This is a genomic window from Streptomyces sp. SID11385 (genome assembly GCF_010548245.1).
GTDB lineage: Bacteria > Actinomycetota > Actinomycetes > Streptomycetales > Streptomycetaceae > Streptomyces.
The window spans coordinates 1-4,320 of sequence record NZ_JAAGLR010000505.1; the positions used below are offsets into that span (position 1 = coordinate 1).

The window sequence follows — 4,320 nt, forward strand, 5'->3', positions numbered from 1 at the left end:
CCGGCCCGCGGGCCCCCGGCGCGCCCGAGCCGTGGGTGGGGGCCGTGCCGCCCGAGCCGCCGCGCCCGCGGCTCACCGTCATGCCGGTCGGGGGAGAGCCGAGCTCCCCGTCCGGGGCGACGACGGGCGCGAGCCCGCACGTGTCGCAGTACAACTCCCCGCCGCCCACGTCCTCGTACCGGCCCTCGCAGCCCGGCCGCTGACACGCCTGCTCGTTCATCCGCTTCCCCCGTCCCGCCCCCGCACGGCGGCGACCCGTTCCGTACGCCTCACTCCTGCCCCCCGGCCAGCGTCTCCGCCACCGCCCGCTGGTACCGCAGCACCGCCTGCTCGGCCGCCCGCAGATCGCACGGCGCGCTCCACAGCATGCGGCGGGCCGCGTCGTACCGCTCCATGAGGAGAGTGTCCTCGGCCAGGCCGTGCCTCGCGACCTTCGCGCGGTACGCGTCGAGCCGTCCGCGCAGCTCGGCGCGGATCGCGAGCGGCGCCGCGACGGCCGACAACTGCTCCCGCGCGCGCAGCAGTTCGTCCTCGGCTCGCGCTTCGAGCGAGTCGAGCAGCGGACTGAGCCGTGACCAGTGCCCGCGCCTGCGGTACTCGGCGGCGCGCGACAGCTCCTCCTGGAGCACGACGGGCGGGCCGCTCACCGCCGGGACCTCCGAGGCCGCTATCTTCGCGAGCACCTCACCGCGTGCCGCGCGTGCCTCGGCGAGCGTGCGGTCCGCGCGCGAGAGCAGGTCGCTCAGCTCGCGCAGTCGCGCCTCGGCGTCCTGGCGCACGGCGAGCACGGCCTCGATCTCGCGGCGCACCTCGTCCAGACCGCGCGCCTCGCGGTCGTAGCGCCGCGTGTCGGGACGGCCCGCCCCTGGGGCCGCCGCGCCCGCCTGCGGCTGCCAGAACTCCAGCGGATCGCTGACCACTTGTTCCCGCAGGGCCGCGAGCACGCGCGCGATGCGCTCCAGATCGTCCCCGGCCGGGTGCTCGCCGGGGCGCACGCCGACCGAGTGCGCGAGCGTACGGGTGCGGTTCAGCTCGGCGGAGAGCAGGTCGATCCGCGCGGGCAGCGCCGACCACACCGCGTCGGCCGCTATCACGACGCCGAGGGAGTCCGCGTACAGCTCGTTCATCCGCTCCACCAGCTCCTCCAGGGAGCAGCGGTGGCTGAGCCGGGGCGCCTCGCCCGTCAGGCTCGCGACGGGCCCGTTCCCCGCCGCCCCCGCGGCCCCCGGCACGGCGAGCGAGCGGCCCTCCAGGAGTTCGGTCAGCTCCGCGAGGTCCTCGCGGCTGGGGTTGCGGCGCCTCGCGCGCAGCGTACGGGCGGTGGTGAGCGCCTGCGTGTACGTGTCGAAGCAGGCCCACAGGAGCGAGATCGCCGCCTCGGTGGCCGCCCAGCGCTGCCGCGTCACGCCGGTCAGCTCCGCGCCTTCCAGGAGCCGGCGCCCCGCGTGGTCCTGGAGCGCGAGCAGCGAGGTCTCGACCGCCTCGTGCTCGGCGCCGCGCCGCGCCAGCGCGCGGTCGATCGCCTCGCGGTCCATCACCGCGCCCGGCTCCTGCTCCCCCGCCCCCGCGGACATCGCTCGCGCGCCGCCCATCCCGCTCCTTTCCGCCCGGCCCCAGCCGGAGTCCCGGACCGCGCCTCCCGGCCCCGCCCGGTCGGCCCGCCCGCCACAGAGATCACACCTGCACCCTGCCCCTCAGGCCCCCCTGTCCATGCGCGGGAGCCGCGCCGCGCTCACCACACGATCCTCGCGTCGGCGCCCGGTGGGCTCGCCGAGGCGTTCCCGAGGTCGTGCCGGAGCCAGTGCTTGTACGACTGCCGCCAGCCCTTCCGGCTCGTGTCCTTGCGGTAACCGGCAAGGATCTGGTCGACGCGGCCGACGAGGTCCGGGGCGCTGTCCCGCATGGCGATGCCGTAGAACTCCGGCTGCGGGAGGTGCGCCGCGTCGCCCTCGTTCGCGCCGGCGATCTTCACGCCCGGGTCCTGCGCCAGTTGCGAGGCCGCGAGGGCGCTGTCGGTGACGACCCCGTCGACGACGCCGAGTTGCAGTTCGACGAGGCAGTCGAGCTGGCTGGGCACCTTCTTGACGGGCTTGAGCGCGTAGAACCCGCTCTGCGCGGCGAGGAAGGACTCGGCCGTCGACCCCTTCGCGACGCACAGCCTGCTCCCCCTGAGCGTGGGCCCGAAACCGTTGATGGGAGAGTCCCGGGGAACGACGAGGGACTGCCGGGTCTCGAAGTACGGGGTGGAGAAGGCGATGCCGTTGTCGATGTGCCCGCAGGTGATGGACATCGTCCGGATGACCATGTCCACACTCGCCCCGGCGTCCCGCTCGGCGGCGGGCTTGCCCTTGTCCTTCTCGTCCCTGCCCAGTGCGGGGCCCCGGGCGGCGGTCGATATCGTCTTGAACCGCACCTTGCCCGCGTCGCCCAGGATCTCCTTCGCGATGCGTCGCGCGAGGTCGATGTCGAAGCCCTCGGGTTCGCTCCCGTAGGTTCCCCGGTAGGCCCAGCGGTAGCTGTTCTGGTCGACGCCGACGACGAGTTCCCCCCGCTCCTTGATCGCGGCGATGGTCGCACCGTCCTTGGCGGGCGGGCGGTTCTCGTACTTCTTGGCGCAGGGCTTCTCGTCGTCCGCCGCTGCCGCCGTCACGGTGTGCCCCGCGCTCGCGCCGCCGGAGTTCCCGGCGCCGCGAGGAGCCGTCACCTGGTCGGGGGCGCCGGTGGCCCGCGCGCCGCCGCCCACCCGGCCGGGCAGGCAGAAGAGGGCGAGCGAGGCCAGTGCGCACAGGACGGCCATGGCGGTGACGCCGCCCCAGCCGCGGAGCCGTCCCCCTCGCCTCGCCCACGTCATGTTCTCTCCCCTCACCGGGTGGATGCTGCTGTCGGGACGGGCCGGCCCCGGCCGGCGCCGGGCCCTCACCGGTACTCCGAGAGTCTGCGTCCGATGCCCATCAGGGCGCCGAACGCGCCGAGAACGGCGAGGGCGCCGCCGCCGATCGCGAGTCCGGAGAAGGCGGAGACGCCGCTTCTCGCGGTCTCGCCGAAATCGGCCCGTTCGGCTGCGATGGCCTCGCCGAGTGCGCCGTCCACCTTCTGGAACGCGGCGTCCGTGGAGGTGCTGTTCTCGGTCGCCCTCGGGTCCTCGCCGCCGACGACGAGACGCGCGGCCTCCGCGTACTCGCTCGCATCGGCCTTCTTCCGGACGTTCGCGTGCCGGGCGCTCCACTGCTTCAGCTCCGCCACCGCCCCGTCGAGCGCCGTGCGCGCGGTGTCGCTGACGACCAGCTTCCGCGCGCGGAGCAGCAGCGTGCCCCGGCCGTCACCGCCGGCCCCCGCCAACTGCCCGAACCGCTTCCGGAAGTGCGCCTCGTAGAGGTCGGCGCCGTTCTTGTCGAGGACGGCGCCCCGGTTGACCATGGACAGGTTCTCGTTCGCGCGGGCCTGGAGGGCGGCGATCCGCGCGTCGGTCAGCGCCGTGACGGAAGCGACGCCGCTCTCCCGCGAATCGCGCAGGTCGGCACGGGCGACGGTGTGCCCGGCCGCGATCCACACGAGCAGCCCGAGCGTCGCGGTCGCCGCGGCGACGAGGCCGCGGTTCAGGATGCGGTGGGTGCGCCGGTAGTCGCGGTACTGCGCGCCGCCGAGCGCGGCGAGCGCCAGCACGCCGAGGACGATCGCGATCCAGGGATAGGGGGTCGCGGCGGCGTAGTCCGAGGCGAGCTGTTCGCTCTCCACCTCGCGCAGCTCCGTGGCCTGCTTGAGCGTGGTGTCCTGCATGACACCGCTCGCCTGCCGCAGCCACGCCCCGCCGAGGGGCACACCGGAGCGGTTGTAGACGCGCGCGGTGTCGATCTGGGCCGTGTAGAGGGGGAGTTGCTTGTTTATCCGCTTGACGGCCCCGGTGGAACCCGCGGTCTTGTCGGCGGCCGCTCCCGCGAGGTTCTCCGAGACGGCCTCGACGCTGGAGGTGTACCTCTTGCGGGCCTCCGTGCGCGCCTCGCCCGTCGAGAGGAATTCGGTCGTGGCGGCGGTGTCGGCGGCGGCGAGTTCGCCGTAGATCAGGGCGGAGGTGTTCACCTGGGGCTCGCTGACGTGCACGACGTCGTGCGCCGCCGCCGCCCGTCCCGAGACCTGCCACGCGCTCGCCGCGCCGAACGCGAGGAGCAGCAGGGCGAGTCCCGCGCCGATGAGGCGCAGCCGTCCCGGTTCCGTCCCGGCACCGTGCCGCAGCCGGTCGAGGCCCTCGGCGAGCGCCGTCCTGCGGGGCGGGGCCGGGGAGGCCGGCAGGCCCGGGGGAACCACGGGCGCCGGCGCGAGCGG

General features: G+C 74.9%; 4 protein-coding genes. All 4 read right to left on the minus strand.

Going from position 1 to position 4,320, the window contains the following annotated elements; all coding sequences use genetic code 11:
• A partial coding sequence (locus tag G3I42_RS15700) for a hypothetical protein (protein WP_164286447.1) occupies window positions 1-220 on the minus strand: 220 nt, incomplete at its 3' end.
• A gap of 49 nt (window positions 221-269) precedes the next feature.
• Complete coding sequence (locus G3I42_RS15705; RefSeq protein ID WP_164286449.1) at window positions 270-1,592, minus strand: hypothetical protein; 1,323 nt, start codon at window positions 1,590-1,592, stop codon at window positions 270-272.
• Window positions 1,593-1,732: 140 nt separating this feature from the next.
• Window positions 1,733-2,851: a transporter substrate-binding domain-containing protein gene (locus tag G3I42_RS15710; RefSeq protein WP_164286451.1), complete on the minus strand. Its 1,119-nt coding sequence runs from the start codon at window positions 2,849-2,851 to the stop codon at window positions 1,733-1,735.
• 65 nt (window positions 2,852-2,916) lie between these two features.
• Window positions 2,917-4,320: hypothetical protein (locus tag G3I42_RS15715; RefSeq protein ID WP_343244555.1), on the minus strand; the 1,404-nt coding region annotated here is incomplete at its 5' end.

Bases quoted from the DNA above. Each gene is read 5' to 3' on its own strand.
- G3I42_RS15705 (WP_164286449.1), bottom strand. From the start codon at position 1,592: ATGGGCGGCGCGCGAGCGATGTCCGCGGGGGCGGGGGAGCAGGAGCCG.
- G3I42_RS15710 (WP_164286451.1), bottom strand. From the start codon at position 2,851: ATGACGTGGGCGAGGCGAGGGGGACGGCTCCGCGGCTGGGGCGGCGTC.